The 19,592-nt window shown below is 64.8% G+C and carries 20 protein-coding genes; 14 read left to right on the top strand and 6 right to left on the bottom strand.

Features of this window, described 5'->3' with window-relative positions; all coding sequences use genetic code 11:
- Window positions 1-6 precede the first annotated feature (6 nt).
- The 6 genes from Q8S60_RS12870 (at window position 7) to Q8S60_RS12845 (ending at window position 5,004) form a co-directional block, all read left to right on the top strand.
- A complete protein-coding gene (locus Q8S60_RS12870; RefSeq protein WP_305668615.1) occupies window positions 7-948 on the top strand; it encodes a type II secretion system F family protein in 942 nt (313 codons plus the stop codon).
- A complete protein-coding gene (locus Q8S60_RS12865; RefSeq protein ID WP_305668614.1) occupies window positions 945-1,655 on the top strand; it encodes a tetratricopeptide repeat protein in 711 nt (236 codons plus the stop codon). The genes Q8S60_RS12870 and Q8S60_RS12865 overlap by 4 nt, the downstream gene beginning before the upstream one ends.
- Window positions 1,655-1,900 (top strand): hypothetical protein, encoded by a 246-nt coding sequence (locus tag Q8S60_RS12860; protein ID WP_305668613.1) that lies wholly within the window; start codon window positions 1,655-1,657, stop codon window positions 1,898-1,900. The genes Q8S60_RS12865 and Q8S60_RS12860 overlap by 1 nt, the downstream gene beginning before the upstream one ends.
- A gap of 237 nt (window positions 1,901-2,137) precedes the next feature.
- Window positions 2,138-2,353 (top strand): Flp family type IVb pilin, encoded by a 216-nt coding sequence (locus tag Q8S60_RS12855; protein WP_305668612.1) that lies wholly within the window; start codon window positions 2,138-2,140, stop codon window positions 2,351-2,353.
- Window positions 2,354-2,473: 120 nt separating this feature from the next.
- Window positions 2,474-2,863, top strand: coding sequence for a TadE/TadG family type IV pilus assembly protein (locus Q8S60_RS12850; protein ID WP_305668611.1), 390 nt, complete (start codon window positions 2,474-2,476; stop codon window positions 2,861-2,863).
- An 8-nt stretch (window positions 2,864-2,871) separates the two neighbouring features.
- The gene (locus tag Q8S60_RS12845; protein WP_305668610.1) at window positions 2,872-5,004 is read left to right on the top strand and encodes an ATP-binding protein; all 2,133 of its coding nucleotides are present in this window, start codon (window positions 2,872-2,874) and stop codon (window positions 5,002-5,004) included.
- 9 nt (window positions 5,005-5,013) lie between these two features.
- Here Q8S60_RS12845 and Q8S60_RS12840 read toward each other — a convergent pair whose 3' ends face one another.
- On the bottom strand, window positions 5,014-5,787 hold the full coding sequence (locus Q8S60_RS12840) for a response regulator transcription factor (RefSeq protein ID WP_305668609.1): 774 nt from the start codon (window positions 5,785-5,787) through the stop codon (window positions 5,014-5,016).
- Between the two features lie 403 nt (window positions 5,788-6,190).
- Between Q8S60_RS12840 and Q8S60_RS12835 the strand changes: the two genes are divergently transcribed.
- A complete protein-coding gene (locus Q8S60_RS12835) occupies window positions 6,191-6,364 on the top strand; it encodes a hypothetical protein (protein WP_305275585.1) in 174 nt (57 codons plus the stop codon).
- Window positions 6,365-6,408: 44 nt separating this feature from the next.
- Here the strand turns inward: Q8S60_RS12835 and Q8S60_RS12830 are convergent, their stop codons facing one another.
- The 3 genes from Q8S60_RS12830 to Q8S60_RS12820 form a co-directional block, all read right to left on the bottom strand.
- Window positions 6,409-6,816 carry a Rap1a/Tai family immunity protein gene (locus Q8S60_RS12830; protein ID WP_305275586.1) on the bottom strand — a complete coding sequence of 136 codons (408 nt, stop codon included), beginning with the start codon at window positions 6,814-6,816 and terminating at the stop codon, window positions 6,409-6,411.
- 129 nt (window positions 6,817-6,945) lie between these two features.
- Window positions 6,946-8,361: a cytochrome P450 gene (locus Q8S60_RS12825; protein WP_305275587.1), complete on the bottom strand. Its 1,416-nt coding sequence runs from the start codon at window positions 8,359-8,361 to the stop codon at window positions 6,946-6,948.
- A 30-nt stretch (window positions 8,362-8,391) separates the two neighbouring features.
- Window positions 8,392-9,240 (bottom strand): metal-dependent hydrolase, encoded by an 849-nt coding sequence (locus tag Q8S60_RS12820; protein ID WP_305275588.1) that lies wholly within the window; start codon window positions 9,238-9,240, stop codon window positions 8,392-8,394.
- 122 nt (window positions 9,241-9,362) lie between these two features.
- Between Q8S60_RS12820 and Q8S60_RS12815 the strand changes: the two genes are divergently transcribed.
- A complete protein-coding gene (locus tag Q8S60_RS12815; RefSeq protein WP_305275589.1) occupies window positions 9,363-10,427 on the top strand; it encodes an AraC family transcriptional regulator in 1,065 nt (354 codons plus the stop codon).
- A gap of 44 nt (window positions 10,428-10,471) precedes the next feature.
- The gene (locus tag Q8S60_RS12810; protein WP_305275590.1) at window positions 10,472-11,434 is read left to right on the top strand and encodes a hypothetical protein; all 963 of its coding nucleotides are present in this window, start codon (window positions 10,472-10,474) and stop codon (window positions 11,432-11,434) included.
- Between the two features lie 94 nt (window positions 11,435-11,528).
- Here the strand turns inward: Q8S60_RS12810 and Q8S60_RS12805 are convergent, their stop codons facing one another.
- Entirely contained in the window at window positions 11,529-12,170 is a 642-nt protein-coding gene (locus Q8S60_RS12805) for a hypothetical protein (protein WP_305275591.1), read from the bottom strand.
- 486 nt (window positions 12,171-12,656) lie between these two features.
- On the opposite strand from Q8S60_RS12805, the gene Q8S60_RS12800 reads away from it, so the two are divergent.
- Both Q8S60_RS12800 and Q8S60_RS12795 read left to right on the top strand, forming a co-directional pair.
- A complete protein-coding gene (locus Q8S60_RS12800; RefSeq protein ID WP_305275592.1) occupies window positions 12,657-13,520 on the top strand; it encodes a hypothetical protein in 864 nt (287 codons plus the stop codon).
- Between the two features lie 54 nt (window positions 13,521-13,574).
- Entirely contained in the window at window positions 13,575-15,572 is a 1,998-nt protein-coding gene (locus tag Q8S60_RS12795) for a DUF1302 domain-containing protein (protein WP_305275593.1), read from the top strand.
- Between the two features lie 106 nt (window positions 15,573-15,678).
- Here Q8S60_RS12795 and Q8S60_RS12790 read toward each other — a convergent pair whose 3' ends face one another.
- On the bottom strand, window positions 15,679-16,338 hold the full coding sequence (locus Q8S60_RS12790) for a TetR family transcriptional regulator (RefSeq protein ID WP_305275594.1): 660 nt from the start codon (window positions 16,336-16,338) through the stop codon (window positions 15,679-15,681).
- A gap of 105 nt (window positions 16,339-16,443) precedes the next feature.
- On the opposite strand from Q8S60_RS12790, the gene Q8S60_RS12785 reads away from it, so the two are divergent.
- From Q8S60_RS12785 to Q8S60_RS12775, 3 genes are all read left to right on the top strand, one after another.
- Complete coding sequence (locus Q8S60_RS12785; RefSeq protein ID WP_305275595.1) at window positions 16,444-17,688, top strand: acetyl-CoA C-acetyltransferase; 1,245 nt, start codon at window positions 16,444-16,446, stop codon at window positions 17,686-17,688.
- 71 nt (window positions 17,689-17,759) lie between these two features.
- The gene (locus Q8S60_RS12780) at window positions 17,760-18,173 is read left to right on the top strand and encodes a MerR family DNA-binding transcriptional regulator (protein WP_305275596.1); all 414 of its coding nucleotides are present in this window, start codon (window positions 17,760-17,762) and stop codon (window positions 18,171-18,173) included.
- 67 nt (window positions 18,174-18,240) lie between these two features.
- Window positions 18,241-19,592 (top strand): aldehyde dehydrogenase family protein (locus Q8S60_RS12775; protein ID WP_305668608.1); only part of this gene is annotated, 1,352 nt, incomplete at its 3' end.

Here is a 19,592-nt window from a genome sequence, read left to right as displayed (position 1 = left end):
GGAACGGTGCTGGACGGACTGACATGGATGGTAGCGGCGCTCGCATTGATGGCGGGCACGCTGGTCTTTGTCGCCTCCTTCTCGCTGCTTCTCCGCCGTCACGAGGTCGCCACGCGCCTCTCGCTTCTCTTCATGCCCGACCGAGAGCACGGCACGCTGGTTGAAATGACGCTTGCCTTTCTCGAGCGCCTCGGCCGCCGCATCGAGGGTGCGCGGGTAAACAGGGAACTTCGCGCGCTCGTCCTCCGCGCGGGCTTCTTCCAGCCCTCGGCCGTCTACATCTTCGTTGCCCTGCGGTACTGCATCGCGCTCGCCGTCGGGCTCGGCATCCTCGTCGCTCGCGCCGGCATGGCGGGGCCCTCCGCCGTCGATTTTCTTCTCGGCCTCTTCTTCGGCTATCTCTTCTATCGCTATGTCGTGATCGCCCTCGGCGTCTATGCCGACCGCCGCGCCGCCACCATTCGCCGCGAGCTTCCGCCTGTGCTCGACATCATGCTGATGGCGCTGGATGCGGGCGTCAGCATCGATCAATGCATGCGCTATGTCGCGAGTGTGGTTCCGGGCACGGCGCCGGTCACGGGCGAGGTGCTGCGCCGGCACATCGCCGACATAGATGCCGGCATGCCCTACGATGCGGCGCTCGACCGTCTCGGCCAGCGGCTCGGCCTCGACGAAGGTCAGGACCTCGCCGCCACCATCAAGCAGGCCCTCTTCCAGGGCGGCGAACTCGGCACGACCTTGCGCCGCTTCTCCGCCGATCTGTCGGACAAGCGCATGGCGACGGCGCGCGAGCAGGTCGGCCGCAAGGCGCCGCAGCTCACGCTTGTGATGATCGTGTTCTTCATGCCGGTGCTGCTGATCGTGTTGGCCGGTCCGGCCGTGGTTACGCTCACAGGCGCACTGAAATCCGCCGGCGAGCAGATGACGAAGAGAGGTACGGCGCCATGAAACGTTTCTTCGCGCTATCCATTTGCCTTTCGCTCGGCGCCTGCGCCGATTATGGCTTCGATCCGGTTTCCGTCGTCTCGCCCCGCGCGAGCGAGGTGCAATCGCTCGACGGCGCTTCCACGTCGAAACTCTACCTGAGCGTCGTGAACGGCCTTCTCAGCCAGGGCCGGTATCGCGCCGCGCTGGCCTATCTCGATCAATATGCGGTCAAGGAAAAGAAGACGCCCTATTTCCACCAGCTCTACGGCGAGGCGCTGCTCGGCACCGAACAATATGAGGAGGCTGCCGCGGCTTTTGCGAAGCTCGGAAATACCGAACTCGCGGCCGATGGCTTCAGCGGTCTCGGCCGGGCAAGGGCGGCGCAAGGCGATTGGGTCGGCGCGGAGGAAGAATTCCGCAAGGCCGTTGCCGCGCGGCCTTCGAGCGCCGAATTCCTGAACAATCTGGGTTATGCGCAGCTCACCATCGGCGGCGACCGGCTCAAGGCGGCGGAGTTCAATCTGCGTCAGGCGCAGGAGCTCGATCCTTCGTCTGGCTCGATCCGCAACAATCTCCTGATCGCCTTCATGATGACGGGCAAGAACGAGGAGGCCCGGCGTCTGCTGGCCGGCATTCCGGCCTCGCGCGAACGGGCGGAAGTTCAGGATTTTGCCGCCGCCTGGGTGAGAGAACGCCAACCCGCCGGTCCGGCCAAGGAGGATATGTGATGAAGATGCTTTTCAGGTCGCCCTGGATGGCCTTGGGAGGGCTTCTCGTCCTCTCGCTGGCCGCCTGTGCTGAGCCGCGCACGCCGCCCCAAGGGGCCTCGCGGGCGGAGGCCGTTCTCGACGCCCAATATGCGGCGCAGGGAAAGGCGAAGCCCATGCGGGCGAGCGAGGCAAATCGGATTTACGAAGAATATCTGGAGAGTATTGGAAAGCCGATTAATATGGAACCAAATGCCCGCCCGTGAGTTACGGAAGCGGTTCTGTGTGAATAGAAAGTAAAATATCTGTTTTCTTAAGGGGAATGAAGTAAAGGCAAGTCGAGTATTGCAGAATTCAGGAACCATTAAGGAAACTGGAAGCAGCATTAACCGGGCTCGGGTTGAATGACTGTGATGGATCGGAATGTAACTGGCAGAGTGGGAGTCCGGGGCGGGGGCCCCGGAGAAGTCGGTGCCGGAAACGGCAACATCAAGGAGGGTTCAATGTCTGAAGGTAAAAAGACGGCGTTTCTGCGCCGCTTCGTGGAAGACGAGAGCGGCATCTCCGCTGTCGAATACGGCTTGCTCGCCGCGGGCATCGCGGTCGGATTGTGGGCGTTCATGGGCGATATCAGAACCAATTTGGGGACGATATTCGGGCAGATCGACTCCGATCTCTCCAGCGCTGCGAGTGGTGGCGGCGGTGGCGGCGGCGGTTAGCCGCTGCGCAATTATCTGATGTACCCGTATTTGCGTGACAGGTTTCGCGTTTCGCGTGGCGCTCCCTCTCGCGGGGGGGCGCCCGCCTCGCCGCGCCTTGTCCGTGACGAGCGCGGCTCGGTGGCGATCGAATTCGCCTTCATCGCCGCTCTCTTCCTCGCCATCCTGTTCGGGATTATTTCCTACGGCTTCCAGTTCGCGACCCGCATCGCGCTTTCCTATGCGGTTGCGGAAGGCGGCCGCGCCGCCGTGGCGGGTCTCGACGACGGCGAACGCGAGCAGCGCGCCACGGATGCAATCTACGAAGTCCTCAACGCCTATTCGCCGCTGATCGACGTGGCCAGCGCGGCGCCGCCGAGCTTCGTCTGGCAGGATACCAGCGTCGGCAGGGCGGTCGAAATCAACCTCGTCTACACGGACACGCGTTTTTCCCTTCTGCCGTTCATTCCGACGCCGGATGAAACGGTGCGGGTCAGGACGACCTATGTCGTCTCCGATCCATCGGGTTAGGACGCGGCATGACGATCGAGGGAAAGCCCGCCAACGACGATGGGGAATTCCCCGTCGCGGATTTGCTCTCCACCTTCGCGGAAGCCGCGCTCTCGCTTTCCCGCGCCGCGACGGATGATGAGCTCCATGCTGCGCTCGATGGGGCGGCGCATCGTCTGGCGGCGCTCTCCTCCGGCCTCGTCTCGATCTGCGAGCTCGGCCTGTCGCCGAATGGCCGCGCGCTCGTTCTCTGGCAGTCTTCGCGCGGCGGTCTTTCGCTCGATGAGGACAATATATTTTCCGACTGGTACAGCCGCGCCGCCCGCTCCGGCGGCGAACTGACGCCCGCGCGCGGCGGCGTCTGGCACGGCCTCCTCTCCGCCGACGGCCTGGGCGACGAAACGGGCATCCGGGTCGCCATCGCGCTGAAGCTCGACCGGATGAACGAAGCCATGGCGGCACATGCCTATGGCCTCGCGGATATCGCGGCAACCGCCGTCATCCGCATTCGTAAACAAAAGGTCGCCGCGATGGAGAGGCGCCGTTTCGACACCATGTACGAGGCCACGCGCGCCTGGCTCGAACTCGGTGCCGACATCGTCTGGGAAGCCTCCGCCGAAGGCATTCTCCGCTGCCGCCGCATCCTCAATCGCCGCGGCGACATCGGCCGCATCGTCGATGGCATGGACCTGAAATCCCTGCGTATCGGCGGCGGCGGCCAGAGCCTGTTCGATTTTCTGGAACAGCAAGGCAGCGTCCGCCACATGCGGGCGCATCTGCCGGGAGATGCGCTCAGCCGTCTTCCCTCCGGCGAAACGCTCTACGTGTCGGGCATGGCGCGCGCGGGCGACGACGAAGCGCCCTACATAGGCACCTTCACGGTGATTGGGCGCGATGCCCCCTCGCACCACACGCGTGAGACGGCCGCCATGCTCGTGCAGATGCGCGGCGCGCGCCTGCGCGAGGAACAGCACCGGCGCGAGGCGGAGGCCATGCTTCAGGGATTGCGTCTCCTGCTTGGTCAGGATTCGTCGCGCGAGAAGATGTCGCGCCTCGTCGGCCTCATCGGCGACTGCATCGGCGGCAGCGATGCCTGCGTCGTCGAACGCGGGCTCGATGGCAAGGCGCGTATCCTCGTGCCGCAGCAGCGGACCCTCGGCCCCGGCGCCGGCGCCGCGCTTGATCTCATCGCGGGCAATGCGCCGGGCGGTACCGTGAGCGTCTACGACACGGACGCAACGGAAGGCCGCGGCATCGCGAATGCCTTCGGCCTGGACGGACGCCAGATCGCCGTTCTCTCTCTTCCGCTGCGCGGCGATGCCGCTTTCCTTCTCTGCACCACGCGCCGCATCGAAGGCTTCGCCGCCGCCGATCTCGATTTCGCGGACAGGTTCACCTTGCTGCTCCGTCAGGCATTGCTTCTGCGCGAGGAGCAATCGCAACTCGCCCAGACGGCCAAGATGGCGGCGCTCGGGCAGATGTCGGCAAGCATCGCGCATGAGCTTCGCCAGCCCCTCAACACGATTTCCCTCGCCGTGCAGAACCTCGAATATCTTCTCGAGGCGCCGGAATTCGACGGCGAAGCGGCCGCTCAAAAGACAAAGCGCGTTCTCGCCCAGGTCGAACGCGCCAGCGATGTCATCGACCGCATGCGCCGCTTCGGCCGCAAGAGCGTCGGCGAGAATGCCTCCCTTGTCCTGCGCAATGTCGTGGAAAATGTGGAGGCCATCATGCACCACGTTCTGCTGCGCGCTGGTACCCGTCTGGAACTCGACGTGCCGCCGGAGATGACGGTCTATGCGGATCAACTGCAGCTTGAGCAGGTCATCGGCAATCTGCTGCAGAACGCGGTCGATGCCATCTCGGGCATCGGCGCCAGACATGAGCGCGCCGAAGGGCTGATACGGATCGCCGCCGCGCCGTCGCCCGACGAGAAGGGAATGGTCGTGCTCCGCGTCGAGGATAGCGGGCCGGGCTTCCGTCCCGAAATCGCCGCGCGCGTGCTGGAGCCCTTCTTCACCACCAAATCGCCGGAGCATGGCACCGGCCTTGGTCTCGCCATCTGCGATGCGATCGTGCGCGAGAGCGGCGGCCGCATCGAAGTCGGCAACCACGAGCGCGGCGGCTATGTCGCGGTCGTGCTGCCGCGCGATGCCGCTTGACGTCTCGGGTCAGTCGCCGCTCGGAAAGCCCGTGAACAGGTAGCCCTTGCCGCGAATGGTCTTTATCACCATCGGATGATCGGGATTGGGTTCGAGCTTCCGCCGCAGCTTCACCACGATGCTGTCGAGGCTGCGGTCATAGGGCTGCCATTGCCGGTTGAACACGCGGCGGCAAAGTTCCTCGCGCGTTTGCGGATTGCCTTCATGCGCCACGAGTTCGATCAGCAGATCGCATTCCGCTGTCGTCAGCGGCACCAGCGCGCCGTCCGGCGCGGAAAGCCGGCGGCGATGCGGATCGAACTTCCACTGCGCGCCCGCTTCCTCACCCTCCCTCGCGGAAACGCCCGTGCGCGCGCCCGAACCGCCGGAGCCGCCCGACCGGCGCAGCAGCGCCCGGATGCGCGCAAGCAACTCGCGCAGGTTGACCGGCTTCACCACGTAATCGTCGGCGCCAAGCTCGAGACCTACAACCTTGTCGGTTGCCTCGCCTTGTCCCGTCACCATGATGCAGGGAGTGCCGTGCGTCTGGCGGATCGCCCGCAGCACGTCGAAGCCGTTATCGGCGCCCAGAAGCAGGTCGAGTATGACGAGATCGAACTTGTTCTCGGAAAAAACCTGGAGCGCGGATGCCGCGTCGCCCGCCTCCATGACGATCATCCCGTTCGCGCTGAGATAGGATCTCATCTCCTCGCGCATGTCCGGGTCGTCGTCCACCAATAATAGCGAGGCCGCATGTGTGCCCGATGCGCCCGCAGATCCGTTCTGCTCCGCCGTCATTGCCATTGTCTCCCTCCCGCCGGACTAACAATTCAACGAACTCAACTCAACAAACTCGAACGCAACTAATTCGACGATCTCGAACTTCCCTGGCATTGTCTCTGGCGAATTCAGGGACGGAACGTCCCGGCACACCATTGTTGTATATTGCCAAGTCTAGACCGTCGCAGTTTCCGAATCCTATAGAAAATGCGGCGACTGTGCGGCATCGGTCTGGATTGCCGAAGGTTCCATTTTTCATATTTACGCACACGCTCGCCGCGATTTCTTGCGGGCGCGCATTTTTGCCGAGCCCATCCTTTACCAATCCATACAGTTTTCTACACCTTGCGGGCTGTTTTTCCCTGCAAGGTCGAACACATGTTAAGCGACCGACGGCTTGAGAAGTGTCATATCGAGGACCAGGCCCATGAACCAGGAATGCGAACTCAAGGACGGCAGCCAGAGCCCGATCGACGATCGGACGACGGACCTGGCTGGTGCCGTCGAAAGCTTGAGCGACGACGAACTTCGGGATCTGCTGGTTGCCCTTCTCTCGGAGTGGCGCAAGCGCTGCGACGTGGGCGAGGCTTTCCCGAACTGACCGGCTCCCGCGCGGCATTTGCGATTTGCCGCGCGGTCCCTCGTTCACTTCGCGGCTTTCTTGTCGCAGGAATATCCCCAAGCCAGGCTTGTGGTGAGATCGAGATTGGCGGGCAGGTCCCTTATTTGCGGCCGCTGCTCGAGAAGCGCCAGAAAGAGCTGGCGCACATTCTCCGCGCTCACGCCTTCCGCCGGCAGGCAAAAGGTAGGCTTGTCGATGCCGCGCCGCGCCACCGCGTAATGACCGAGAAATCCCTGGATGTAGGCGCCGCAGACGCTCAGCCGTGCGCTTTCCTCTTCCGTCACGGTGCCGGACGCCGCCGGATTGGCGCAGACCGCCGCGAGATCGGCGCCCGTCTGCAGCGCATAGCGTTGCGCCGCGTCCGCGGGGCTCGCCATGAAGATCGCCGTCAGCGTAGCCGTCGCGGCGAAAAGGTGCTTGGCCTTGCTCATTTCTCTTCTCCCGTCGCTATGCCGGCGCGGCCGGCGTCGTCGTTTCCGGGAAGAAATCTAGCAAGCTGAGTCAAACAACTTGATCTTATGTTGTCGGCTTTTGTCGATGAGTGTGCGGGACGAAAAGCGTCACCCATAGATTTTGCGCGGCGTGACCACGGCTCGCAGCGGTACGTTCGGCCGCAGCACGATGCGGGCCTGCGGCATCACCTGGTCGGCATTGACGACCTTGATGCGCGCGCGCTGCGCGAACGTGCCCAGAATGAGCACCGCTTCGAGCAGCGCGAAACTCGCCCCGATGCAGATGCGGGGGCCCGCGCCGAACGGCATATAGCTGTGGCGCTGACGCCCCGCTGCTTCCTCGCCGAGAAAGCGCGTCGGGTCGAAGCGGTCGGGCTCGCGCCACAGCCGGCGGTGCCGGTGCAGCAGCCACGGCGAAATGAGTATCGACTGGCCGCGCTCGACGGTGATGTCCGGCGTGAGTTCGATGGTCTTGTTCGCCCGGCGCATCAGGTTTGCGACCGGCGGATAAAGCCGCAGCGCCTCGTCGATCACGGCGCGCGTCAGAACGAGCGACGGTACGTCGTCGATCGTCAGCCGCCGTCCGCCCGTCACCTCGTGGACTTCTTCGTAAAGCCGCTCCTGCCATTCGGGATGCACCGTCAGCAGATACCAGACCCACGCCATGGTGGTCGCGGTCGTCTCGTGCCCGGCGAGAAGGAAAGTCGCCACCTCGTCGCGCACCTGGTCGAGCGTCATCTCGTGTCCGGCTTCGCTTTGCGATGCCGTCATCAGCCGGCGCAGCAGCGTGGTCTCGTCGCCGTCCTTGCGCGCTTCCTCGATGATCCGCCCCGCGAATATGTCGAGCTTGCGCCGGCCCCGCCGTACCACGGCCTCGATTGCCCGGTTGCGCAGCGCGCCCGGCAGGAAGGCGGAGGCGAGAAACATCGCCGGAAACTTGTCCAGTATCGACGTCACCGTATGGGAAATGCCGTCGACATCCTCATCGAGATTGGCGCTCAGCACCGCCTCGCCGATGATCTCGAGCGTCAGCGTCGTCATCTCGCGGTCGATGGGAAAGAAGCCCTGCTGCGCCATCGCCCGGCGTGCGGAGCGTTCCGCCGCGCGCACGAAGAGCGGCGCGAAGTCCCGCACGCTGGAATGCTGGAAGATCGGCGCTGCAAGCTTCCGGTTGCGCCGCCACGTCGTGCCTTCCGCCGTCAAGAGACCGTTGCCCAGCAGCGGTTTCAGGATCGCAAGCTGGTTGTCGTCCTTGGGAAAATGCTCGACGTCGCTGACGAGGATACGGCGGATCGCTTCGGGATCGTTCACCATCGTGCCGCGTCCGCCGCGCGCGATGCCGACGCGGAAATCGCAGGATTTCGCGCTGTACCAGAAATCGGGATAGGAGGCGATCAGGTTGGCGAGGAGATGCGGCCTCAGGAGGGCCGCGCTGATGCCCGGCGGCTCCGTCGGCGGTATCGGACGGGCCGGAATAAAGCCCTCCGGCTCGTCGCTGGTCTCGATCTCCGCACGCATCGCCATCCGCCATTCCTCCCTGTTCGCTGCTGCCGGTCAGATCGGATTGACCGTCGCGCCGCCGAATTCGCTCATCACCGAAGACACCAGTTCGCGGTTGTCGTGGTCCCAGGGATGGAAGTCCTTCTTGTAGAAATCGAGATAGGGGCGCATCAGCCCGCGCATCGCGCCGCGCTTGCCGAACAGGAATTTCAAACCGCCGCCCCAGAGCTTCAGGCGCGATCCTTCGTAGTCGCGGAGCAGCAGACGCATGTTGCGGATGACATGCGTGGTGAATTCGACGGTGACGAGTGCCATCGAAAGCCGCCGCCGCCATGTCTTGCCGCCGACGGCGATGAAGACATCGAAAGCAACGGACTTGTGTTCAGTTTCCTCCAGCGCATGCCAGTGCCAGAGCGCCTTCATCTCGGGATGCGCGCCTTCAAGCCCTTCGGGATTGCGGAACGTCGCATCCGCGAGGATCGCCGTCAGATGTTCGAAGGCGACCGTGCCGCTCAGTTGCTGCATCGGCGTCAGCACGCGCCGGGCGAATGCCTGGCGGCGGTTCACCGTCCGCTCCATCAGCTCGAGCGACACGCCGCGTGCCCGGCACAGTGCCTCGTTGTAGCGCTGGTGCTCGCGGCGATGGACGGATTCCTGCGCCGTGAAGCCGCGGATCCGCCGCTGGAGTTCCGGATCGTCGATCCGGTCGCGAAAGGCCTTCACGCTGTCGATGAAGAATTGCTCGCCGAGCGGAAAGAGGATCGACATCGCATCGAAGAAAGCGGTGCGGAAGGGATCGTTGCTGTGCCAGTTGGTGGCCAGCGTCTCGTCGATATTGAATTGCCGGTTACGCGGCACAATTTCGACATTTTCCGGCGTGCGGGAAAGGCTGGAGCCGTGCATTTTGAACCTGCTGCGTTGAGTGGTTGCGCGGTCTGGCGCGCTGTTGGCTCTTAAATAGGGATTTCCGGGAACCGCAGGAGGTCATGTTCGGCCAAGCAGGGGGTCATTAACGGACAAGAGACATGCGTATCGAACCTGGCTATGTCGAAATCGTCGCAACGGTCCTGAAGGAACTGGGGCTCGACCCCGCCGCCTTCCCGCTGCCCCGCACCGGCCCTGTCTCGGAAGACGAGTTCCGCCGCATGTCGGAAAACCTCGTCGCGATGTCCGGCGACAGGGCCGTCGCGCTTCGCCTCGGTTCCAGCATGCATCTGGGAACGCACGGCCTGCTCGGACACGCGGTCCTCAGCAGCCGCAGTCTGCGGCAGGCCGCCGGTTTGCTGATCCAGTACAGTCCCCTTCAGGGCACGCAGGGCCGCATCCATCTCGCCTTCACGCCGGATCACGCAATTCTGACCTTCGAGCCGCCCTTCGCTGTCGAAGGCGCGCCGAATTTTCTGGTCGAACTCTTTTTCGCCGGCGTGCTCACGGCCTTGCGGCAGCTCATCGGTCCGCTGCCGGACGAATGTCGTCTCGAGCTGGGTTATGGCCCTGAAATGCCGGAAGAAACCTACCGCCGCTTCCTCGGTGTCGACGTCTCCTTCGGCCACGCGGCAAACCGTTTCATTGGCCCCAGCGGCCGCATCGATCAGCCCCTCTCCGCCGCCAGCATTCCCGTCGCCGAAATGTATCGCCTGCAATGTGAGCGCCTGCTGCGCGAGATGGATGCGGCGGACGGCCTGAGCGGCGATGTGCGCCGCATGATCCTCGGCGCGCGCGGCCGTTTTCCGGGCATGGACGAAGCCGCGCGCCGCCTGAACATGAGTGAGCGCACGCTGCGCCGCCGCCTGGCCGAGGAAAACATGTCCTATCGCGGGATTGTCGACGACGTGCGCAGCCATCTCGCGCGCGGCTATCTGCGTGAGACGCCTCTCTGCGTCGCCGACGTCGCTTCCCTTCTCGGCTTCGACGACGTCGCGAACTTCAGGCGCGCCTTCAAAAAATGGAACGGTTGCGCGCCGCAGGATTTTCGTCTGCGGCGCGAGGCCCGAAATGATACACGCCCTCCGTCCACCGAACGTCCGGTTGCAGAGAAACAAACGCACACTCAATTGCACATGCCTCCACACCATAAAACACTGGTGTGACCTAAGCTCCCCGGCAGTTCAATGACGCGAGGAGGATAGGGCTGATGTTTGTGAACTCCGCAAAGGCGGCTGTGGCGATAGGCGCGATGCTTCTCGTCGCGGCATGTAATTCAGATGGTTCGGCATTCGGTGGCGGCCCGGGCGGCGGCGGTGGCGGAGGCACGAGTTCCATCACCTCCCTCGGTGTCACGGGCGAAGGCGGCATGACGGAGAAGCTCGGCCTCGCCGCGCTCACGGACCCGCTTCTCGGCACCGAAGGTGTGCTCGGCGGCGGTGGCGACGGCGCGGTGGGCGGCCAGTTGCCGCCGGAACTGACGGATGCTCTTGCGCCGCTCACGGACGGCCTTGCGCCGGTCGTCGATACCCTCGCCGAAAACCTGCCGCTCGGCATGATCACGGATCAGATCCCCGCCCTCGGCGTGGCCGGAGAAGACGGCCTCGTCTACGACATCGCGGGCCAGGACCCGGTCGGCATGCTGCTCGGCAGCAACGGCACGGTCCCCATGCTCGTCGGCGGCGGCAATGACGGCGCACTCGGCGACATCGTTCCCGAAGGTGCGATCCCGGGCCTGCCGGGCGGCGGTGACGGCGGCGATCCGCTCGCCCCGATTACCGATCTCCTTGGCGGCGGCCTGCCGGGTCTCCCCGGCGGCGGCGACGGCGGCGATCCGCTTGCGCCGATCACCGGTCTCCTTGGCGGCGGCCTGCCGGGTCTCCCGGGCGGCGGCGATGGCGGCGATCCGCTCGCCCCGGTCACCGATCTGCTCGGCGGTGCCGGCGGACTGGGCCTGACCGGCGACCAGGGTCTCGTCGCGGATATTCTCGGTGAAGATCCCGTCGGTCCGCAGCTCGGCCCGCTCGCTCCGGTTGCCGATCTGCTCGGCGGCGGCAATGACGGTGCGCTCGGAGATGTCGTCCCCTCCGGCGGCGGTTCGGATCCGCTCGCCCCGATCACCGATCTTCTTGGCGGGCTCCCCGGCGGTCTGCCGGCCATCCCGGGCACCTGATAAACGCGCATTCCCGGGAGCGGTATGCTCCCGGCACGGCAAGGAGGCGGGACCCCGGTCCCGCCTCTTTCGCGTTAGGGGAAAATTGTTCGCTCTAGCTGTTGCGGCCCGGCAGAAACGGTTCGAGCCAGCTCTCGGAGCTGCCCCCGTCATGGGCCTCCGCCGCGTACTCGCGGCGTTCGTCGCGCGTCATCCGCCATGTGCCGTCGTCACGGCGCAGCGTAACGGCCCGCGCGGTCTGCCCGTGGGCGTCGCGCCACACGACGTGAAACTCTTCCCCCCGCTCGACAGACGCTTCCCACGGAATATGCGCATCGAACCGCAGCGACGGATCCTTGATCATGTGCAGCCGGTTGCCGGTTGCGAGTGCGGCAAGGAACGGCGGGATCAGCGACAGGGGCATCAGATAGGCACGGTCGCCTCGCAGATGCGCCCGCCAGGAAGGAATGCGCTGCGGAAAGACGAGCGGCCGCGGCGCCTCTTCCGCCTCGGCATGCTCCTGCGCCACCCGCTGCGCCACCCGCATCGGTTCCGCCTTGCTCAGCACGAACACCCATTGCCTGTACCGGTGGTCGGCCGCCGTCGCCGTCGCCGGAATGCTTGACTGCAGAAATTTCATCAGCGCGCCCGAACCGCCGAAAAGCGCGGTCGCGATCAGCGACATCGAGCCCGTCAGCACGATGGCGTCGCGCCTGATATCGCTCAGTGAAGCAGAGACGAGGGGTTTTGCTTTCAACGATGTCGTTCCCCTGCATTTGAATGGCACAAAATTGTTCGCCGCCGGAGCGGCGGCTTGCGGATTTGTCTGAGATGCGCGGGGCGAAAATGTGGCGCCCGCGTCCTTGCCGGGCGCGGGCGCCGTCTTCCGTCACAAGGATGCGGACAACCGTCGCCGGATTCCCGGGGTGAGGGATGCTGCATCGGGATCGAGGAGAACCTGATCGGAATGACAGCTGGGAAACCGGTCCTGGCGCAGCGTTCTTGCGGCGGAAGTGCAATTTTCCGTGAGGGTGCGGCGGCGTCCGCCGCAAGTCCAATTGAATTACAAAGAATTACACTCACACAAGGCCTCTGCGCCGGCTTCCGCGCCTTGCCCGCCTCCTGGACATTCGTATACGGACAAAAGTCGTCTCCGTCCGCAGCTCCGAACATATCGCCACATTTCTCTACATCGTCAGGCCCGGCGAATTTGCTACGCAGGTTCACACGGGAGGACGACACCATGAGATCATCTATCATTGCGCTTTGCACAGCGGGCTTTCTGGCCGGATGCGGTTCGGGAGGCGACTCGCCCATCGCCACGAGCCCACGTTCCTCGTCCACTGCCATGGCGCTAGGCGGCATGCAGATGGGCGTCTCCGGCGAGGACGGTGCGTCGGAGGAGCTGCTGGGCGTCGACGTCGTCTCGCCGCTTCTCGGCGGCGGCGGCCTCGTCGGCACCACGCTCGGTGGCGGTTCGGGCGGCATGCTTGCCGGTAACGCGCCCGAGGGCGGCATCGTCCCGGAAGGCGCTCTCGCGCCGCTGACGGATGGTCTCGCACAGATCGAATCGCAGGTGCCCCCGCTCGGTGTCTCCGGTGACGGCGGCCTGGGCGAGGATCTCTTCGGTCATGACATCACGGGCTTGCTCGTCGGCACCGAGGGCGGTCTCGTTCCCAATCTTCTCACCGGCGGCGGCGAAGGCCAGCTTGGCGACATCGCGCCGTCCGACAGCGCGCCGCTTGCCCCCGTCGGCGATCTCGTCGCGACCCTCATCGACGGCGCGCAAGCGACATCGAATGAGGATCAATTGGGCGATCTTTCGCCGGTGCTGAGCCCGGTGGTTCTCGGCCTGCTCGGCGTTGGCGGCGAAGGGGGAGGTCCCGTGCCGGTCGAATTGCCGTCGCTTCCGCTTGCAGAGCTTGAGCCGGTCATCGTGCCGGTAACGGAGCTCGCCGTTCCGCTGCTCGCCACGCCGCTGCTGCCGAACGGCACCACGGCATACGACGTCGTCTTCCCGGTGGTGTTCGGCCCGGTCGCCGGTATTGCCGGCAACACGCTTCCGCTGGAAACGGTCAGCGACACGCTTGTCGGAGTGCTGCCGTAGTTACCGCGTTGAGGGGCGCGGGCGGTGCAAAGGATTTGAGGGAGGATTGAAAGTATGAAGTTCCGGATTGTGCAGCCGTTTGTCTCGCTGGCACTGTTTTTCGCCATGTCGGCTGCGGCCCATGCGGCGCAGATAAAAGCCGGCCCGGTCGATATCGATATCGGGACGACCGTGTCGGCTTCCGCCAGCATGCGTGTGTCGAAACAGGGTTGCGAGTTCATCTCCGTTTACAACGGCGGCTGCACGGCGCCGGGGGGCACGGATTACGACGTGAATTCCGACGACGGCAACGTCAATGTCGAGCAATGGGACCTCATCTCGGCGCCCGTCAAGATCATCTCCGAGGCCGACGCCAAATGGGATCGGTTCGGCTTCTTCGTGCGCGCCAAGGCTTTCTACGATTATGTCGGCGACAAGGTGCTTGGCCGCGGCGACGGCAAATACGGACCGGGCGCCGCGCCTTATGGCCAGCGCCGCGAACTCGATGATGAATTTCGCGGCAACAGCGCGCATGACCTCCAGGCGCGTTCGTTCGATCTTCTCGACGCTTTCGCTTACGGCAACTTCCTTGTCGCCGACATGCCCCTCACGGTGCGTCTCGGCCGGCAGGCGGTGAACTGGGGCGAAAGTCTCTTCATCCCCGGCGGCGTCTCGGCCTATCTCCCGCTCGACGTGTCGGCGCTGGTGCGTCCCGGCGTTGAGCTGAAGGAAATCTTCCTGCCGCAGAATTCGCTTTTCGCCAGCATCGGACTGCCCGCCAACCTCACCTTCGAAGCGCAATATGTCTTCGAGTGGGAAAGGTCCATCCTTCCGGCTTGCGGCAGCTTCTTCTCGCCCAGCGATGCGGCGGCGGGCGGTTGCCGCTACGCGGTGTCCGGCGGCGAAGTCTACAATTTCGGCAACGGCACCAGCTATTCTCCCACGGCCTTTGTGCCCCGTGGGCGCGATCAGGAAGCACGCGATCAGGGCCAGTTCGGCTTTGCCCTGCGCTACTATGCCGAATGGCTCAATCACGGCACGGAGCTGTCCGCCTACTATGTCAACTTCCACAGCAAGCTGCCTTTCGGCACGACCACGGCATCGACGCCGACCGTGACGACGGCCGCGTTGCAGCTGATCTGTAATCCTGCCGTTCCCGGTTCGCTTTCGGGCTCGGGGTGCACCGATGCGGCGCCGGCTCTTCAGGACGACTATGGCCGTCCCGTCTCCTACGGCCAGGGCATATTCGCGGAAGCCGCGGGCGCCAACAAGAACCTGATTATCCAGTTCCCCGAAGACATCGACATGTTCGGCACGAGCTTCAATACGACCATCCCCGTCCTCGGCGATGCGACGGCGCTCTCCGGCGAACTTGCCTATTTCCCGGACATGCCGTTCCAGCTCGACTCGAACGAAATCCAGGGCGCGGACATCCAGAATTTCGGCTACACGCCGGGACCGGGCGAGGCGTCCTATTACGATGGAGAGCCCGTGCCGTTCGGCGGCGTCATCCCGGGCTATCGCTACACGGAAGCCCTGCACGGCCAGCTCTACACCCTGAGCACGCTGACGCCGTCGGACCCGATCGTGAGCCGGCTGGGCGGCGACCTGCTGATCCTCGTCGGCAATGTCGGCTTCCAGTATCTGCCGAATGCGAGCGGCAATCGCTTCGCCATTCCGCGTTCGGGCGAAACGCATCCCAACTTCGGCAGCGCCGCCACCTTCGGCGACAATTGCAACAAGGCCGGCACCTGCAGCATCGCGCCGCTTTATGCGAGCAGCTTCTCCTGGGGCTACCGCATGCTGGCGATGATGGACTACCACACGGCCTTCGGCACGCCCGTCACGCTCAGCCCGATGGTGGTCTGGAGCCATGACGTCAGCGGCTATTCGGCCGGTCCCATCGGCCCCGGCTTCGTCGAAGGCAAGAAGGCGGTCACCCTCGGCGTCACCGCCAGCTATCTCGACACCTACCGGCTGTCGGTCGACTACACCAACAACTTCGGTGCCAAATACCGGAACGGTTCCTACGACAAGGATTTCGTCGGCATGACGGCGTCCTACACGTTCTAGAAGTATTTAGAGAGAGGCCACTCTCAACCCGAGGCCATAGTCCGGCCTCGCGTCGCGGCCCGTCTCCGGGAAACCGGGGGCGGGTCGTCGCGTTTGCGGGGAGGTGTCAGGAAGAAGCGCGATCCTTCGGCACGAGATAGCCATGCATCAGCGTGTCGAGCACGACATCCGTGTAGCGCCGCCTGAGCGCGTCGTCGAGATGCTCGATGCCATGCGCATGCTTGAGGATGGCCGGGTTGGCGAAGATATGTTCGCAGGCCCCGAGCGCGACGAGATAGAACAGCGTCGGGTCGAGCGGGCGGATCGTGCCGTCCTTCGCGCCTTCCTCCATCAGCTCCTTCGCCGTCAGCGTCAGCGGCACGACGAAGAATTCGGCGATCTCGCGCGCCGCGTCGGTCGTCGCGTCGCGCATCAGGGCGCCCAGCAGCCGGTAGAGATAGGGATAGCGGAAGAAAGTGCGGATGACGCCGGCGAGATGCCGCCGCAGCTTTTCGGCCGGCGGCAGGTCGAGGCCCATCAGCCGGTCGAGTTCGCCCAGCGCCGTTGCCGCGTCGCGCTTCGCCAGCGCCAGCAGCAGGCCCTCCTTGCCGCCGAAATAATAGCTCACCAGCGCCACGTTCAGGTCCGCCCGCGCCGCGATGTCGGCCAGCGGAACGTCCACCGTCTCCCGCTCGCTCATGACCTCGCTTGCCGCTTGCAGCAGCAGGTCGCGCGCCGCGGGTCTGGCCGGGGCCGCCCTTGCCTTGTTCTTTTCGTGGGCGTCCACAACGCCTCCTTGCGTTCCCGCTCTTTTCGTTTTAAATCTACATTTAAAAATTTAAACGCGCCATTAAAAACGCCCCGCGGCGCCGGGCCCCAGGGAGACTGATAAATGAGCGAAGCATGGATCATCGACGCGGTACGCACCCCGCGCGGCATCGGCAAGGTAGGCAAGGGCGCGCTCGCCCATCTTCATCCGCAGCACCTCGCCCGCACGGTTCTGGCCGCGCTCGCGAGCCGCAACGACATCAACACCGCCGAAGTTGACGACATCATCTGGGGCACCTCCTCCCAGCGTGGCGCGCAGGGCGGCGACATGGGCCGCATGGCCGCGCTCGATGCGGGCTACGACATCCGCGCTTCCGGCGTCACCCTCGACCGCTTCTGCGGCTCGGGCATCACCACCGTCAATCTCGCCGCCGCGCAGATCATGTCCGGCATGGAAGATCTCGTCGTCGCCGGCGGCACCGAGATGATGAGCTACACCTCCGCCACCGCCGACCCGAAGACGCCGCCGATGATGGATGCGGGCAATCTGCATCTCCGCAAGCAGCATCCGCAGTCGCAGCAAGGCGTCTGCGCCGATGCCGTCGCGACGCTCGAAGGCATCGACCGCAAGGCCGTGGACGAGCTTGCCTATGTCTCGCAGCAGCGCGCCGCCAAGGCGATCGAGGAAGGCCGTTTCTCGAAGTCGCTCGTCACGGTTTACAATGACGACGGCTCGGTCGCGCTCGACCGTGAGGAATTCCCGCGTCCGCAGACGACGCTCGAAGGTCTGGGCAATCTGAAGGCGACCTTCGAAGCCTGGGCCGGCATTCCGGTCGACGCCGAGGGCACGACCTATGGCGATCTCATCCGCCAGAAATATCCGCACCTCAAGCAGTTCAACCACGTCCACCACGCCGGCAACTCGTCGGGCGTCGTCGACGGCGCGGCGGCGATCCTTCTCGCCTCGCCCGGATACGCGAAGAAGAACGGCTTGAAGCCGCGCGCCCGCATCGTCGCCACCGCCAACATGGGCGACTGCCCGACGCTGATGCTCAACGCGCCCGTTCCCGCCGCGCGCAAGGTGCTCGAAAAGGCCGGCCTCAAGGTCGAGGACATCGATCTCTTCGAGATCAACGAAGCCTTCGCCGTCGTCGCCGAAAAATTCATCCGCGACCTCCGGCTCGACCGCGACAAGGTGAACGTGAATGGCGGCGCCTGCGCGCTCGGTCATCCGATCGGTGCCACCGGCTCCATCCTCATCGGCACCATCGTCGACGAGCTGGAACGCCAGGACAAGCGCTACGGCCTCGTCACCATGTGCGCCGCCGGCGGCATGGCGCCTGCCATCATCGTCGAGCGCATGCAGTAATTGTGGTTCAGCGGGCGGATGCTTCCGGAACACCGGAGCATCCGCCTTGTCTGTCGGAGGGTTTATTCGAAATGACCTGGACAATCACCGACCTCGCAGCCGAATTCGGCATCACCCACCGCGCCCTCCGCTTCTATGAGGAAAAGGGTCTCATCGAGCCCGAGCGCCAGGGCCAGGCGAGGCTCTACTCGAAGCGCGACCGCGCCCGCCTGCAACTCATCCTGCGCGGCCGCGACGTCGGCCTGACGCTTTATGAAATCCGCCAGATCCTCGATCTCTACAGGAACGGCGAAGGCCGCGACGAGCAATACCGTCTCGCCGTCTCGCTGTTCAGAAAGCGCATCGCGGCGGCAACCGAAATGCGCGACCGGGTCGACGCCCAGCTCGCCGAACTCGAAAGCGCCTGCGAGCGGCTCGAGGAAAAAAAGATCGTGGCCTCGCGCCCGCGCCACAAGGAAGCGCCGCTGCGCACCGGCACGCGCTGACCCTCGCCCAACGGACCGAACGACAACAATGACGCCCGAACAGAGGCGCATCCAGGGAGAAGCACAAATGAGCGATTACAGGCTCCTGATAAACGGCAAGCTCGTTGCCGGCGCGAAATCGATGGACGTCATCAATCCGGCCACGGAAGAAGTGGTGGCCTCCTGCTCGCGCGCTTCCGAGGCGCAGTTGAACGAAGCCGTCGCCGCCGCCAAGTCGGCCTTCCCCGCCTGGAGCGCAACGCCCATCGCAGACCGCAAGAAGGTGCTGAACGCGATTGCCGACGCGATCGAGGCCAACGCCCCCGATCTCGCGCGGCTCCTCACGCAGGAACAGGGCAAGCCGATCGGCGACGCGACGGGCGAGGTCTACGGCACCGCCGCCTTCTTCCGCTATTTCACCATGCTCGACCTGCCGGTGAAGGTGATCGAGGACAGCGAGGGCAAGCGCGTCGAGGCGCATCGCCGTCCCTTGGGCGTCATCGGCGCCATCGTGCCGTGGAACTTCCCGCTGATCCTCATGGCCTTCAAGCTGCCGCCGGCCCTTCTCGCCGGCAACACGGTGGTGCTGAAGCCCGCGCCGACGACGCCGCTCACCTCGCTCAAGCTCGGCGAGCTCATCGCGGACATCGTCCCCGCCGGCGTGGTGAACATCATCGCCGACGCGAACGACCTCGGCGCCGCCCTCACCGCGCACCCGGACGTCCGCAAGATTTCCTTCACCGGCTCGACGGCGACAGGCGCCAAGGTCATGGCGGGCGCCGCCGGACTTCTCAAGCGCATCACCCTCGAACTCGGCGGCAACGACGCCGGCATCGTGCTGGATGATGTGAACCCCAAGGAAGCCGCGCCGAAGCTCTTCCAGAGCGCCTTCCAGAATTCCGGCCAGGTCTGCATCGCCATGAAGCGGCTCTATGTGCATGAGTCGATCTATGACGAGATGTGCGACGAGCTCGCCGCCATCGCCAACAACACCATCGTCGGCGACGGGTTGAAGCAGGGTACGCAGCTCGGGCCGCTGCAAAACAAGATGCAGTTCGACAAGGTGAAGGAGCTGATCGAGGATTCGAAAAAGCACGGCACGGTGATCGCCGGCGGCGACGTGGCCGAAGAGAAGGGCTATTTCATCCGCCCCACCATCGTCCGCGACATAACGGATGGCGCCCGCCTCGTCGACGAGGAACAGTTCGGCCCCGTCCTCCCCGTCATCAAATATTCCGACGCCGACGACGCCGTCGCCCGCGCCAACGCCTCGCCCTATGGCCTCGGCGGCTCCATCTGGTCGTCCGACCCCGCCCGCGCCTATGCGCTCGCCGAGAAGCTCGACAGCGGCACCGTCTGGATCAACAAACACGCCGACCTCGCCCCCAACATCCCCTTCGGCGGCGCCCGCATGTCCGGCCTCGGCACCGAACTCGGCGA

It is taken from the genome of Parvibaculum sp. (genome assembly GCF_030694575.1).
Classification (GTDB): domain Bacteria; phylum Pseudomonadota; class Alphaproteobacteria; order Parvibaculales; family Parvibaculaceae; genus Parvibaculum.
Note: the sequence above shows the minus strand (reverse complement) of the source record. Positions and strands in the feature narration are given on the sequence as shown.